The organism is Sphingomonas sp. TF3 (assembly GCF_003985085.1).
GTDB lineage: Bacteria > Pseudomonadota > Alphaproteobacteria > Sphingomonadales > Sphingomonadaceae > Sphingomonas.
In genome coordinates, this window is the sequence record NZ_RWKS01000070.1 from 1 (window position 1) to 1,689 (window position 1,689).

The 1,689-nt window shown below is 66.9% G+C and carries 1 protein-coding gene; it reads right to left on the reverse strand.

All coding sequences use genetic code 11. From position 1 onward, the window contains the following. Positions 1 to 33: 33 nt before the first annotated feature. On the reverse strand, positions 34 to 1,689 hold a 1,656-nt coding region (locus EJC47_RS20810), incomplete at its 5' end, for a Tn3 family transposase (RefSeq protein WP_126849594.1).

The window sequence follows — 1,689 nt, forward strand, 5'->3', positions numbered from 1 at the left end:
GGGGACCGGTGAGAGGATGTTCGAAAACGCACGCTAAGCATCCCGACCGTTCTGATGAAGGCGGAGAGGCCTGAACCGTTCGCGGGGTTTGTCCATCTCGCTCCACAGATAGTCGCCGGTGAGGCCGATGTGCTCCCATCCCAGCGGCGCGACATGGGCGAGTAGTTCGTCGGGCACCTCGACACCGCTGGCGCGCAGATGCCGGACCGCGCGGTCGAGATAGACCGTGTTCCAGAGGGTGACGGCCGCGGTGAGAAGGGTCAGCCCGGAGGCACGATGGCGCTGGTTCTCGAATGTGCGGTCGCGCAATTCGCCGAGGCGGTTGAAAAAGATGGCGCGGGCGAGCGCATTGCGGGCTTCACCCTTGTTGAGGATGCTGCCGGTGCGACGCCGCTGTTCGGGATTGTTGAACCAGTCGAGCATGAACAGGGTGCGCTCGATCCGCCCGAGCTCGCGCAATGCGCGAGCGACCGGGTTTTGACGCGGAAAACCTGCCAGCTTGCGCAGCATGACCGACGCGCTGACGGTGCCCGCCCGGATCGAGGCGGCGAGCCGCAGCGTCTCGTCCCAATCCGCCTCGATCGCGCGGACGTTGACCGGGCGGGCTACGAGCGGGCGCAGTGTGGGCCAGGGGTCGAGCGACGACAGGCTGTAGAGCCGGCGCTCGTTGAGGTCACGGATACGCGGTGCGAAGCGGAAGCCGAGCAGGTGGCATAGGCCGAAAACGTGATCGACCGCCCCGGCGGTGTCGGTGGCATGTTCGCGGATTACCAGCTCGCTCTCATGGTCGAGCAGGCCATCGAGGACGTGCGCGGCCTCGCCGGCATTGGCTGCAATGACCTTGGTGTGGAACGGCGTGAAGCGGTCGGTGACGTGGGTGTAGAACAGCACGCCGGGATCGGTGCCGTAGCGGGCATTGCGATCGGCGCGACCCTCGCCCTGACCGCCGGCGCGGAAGAACTGTCCATCCGACGACGACGTGTCGCCCGGTCCCCAGACCTGGGCGAGAGGATGCGCGGTATGGCAGTCAACGATCGCCGCCAGCGCCGACAGATAGGTTTCGTCGCGCACATGCCATTCTGCGGTCCAGCGGAGGCGGGGCAGCGTCAGCCCGCGCGAGCTTTCGGCCATGCGCCCGAGGCCGAGATTGGTCGCATCGGCGAGTATCGCGCCCATCAGCGCGGATTGATCGGAGGCCGGCTCACCGCTGCGAGCATGGACGAAGCGGTCGGCGAACCCTGACCAGGCGGCGACCTCGACCAGAAGGTCAGTGATCCGCACACGCGGCAGCATCGCGTAGAGACGGGCCTTCAGTGCCTCGGCATCGTCCGACGGGGATCGCCGGATCGGCGAGATCAGCAACTGCCCGCGCTCGATCGTCACATCGACCAATTCGCCCGTCGCCGCTGCCCGTTCCACCTCGGTCATGCGCCGGGTCAGCAGGGTACGACGTTCCTCATACCATTCGGCAAAACCGGACGGCACGGCCAGGCGCAGGTTGCCATCGGCGCGCATCGTGTCGAACGCAGGGGTCGGCAGCAGGTAATCGTCGAGCGTGCGATAGGCGCGACTGCCGTCCACCCAGATGCTGCCGGAGCCGAGCCGTTCGCGCAGATGGACGATCGCTGCGATCTCGTAGGCGCGGCGGTCGATCGTACCTTCGGTCGGTTGGACCACCTTGCGCCAGCG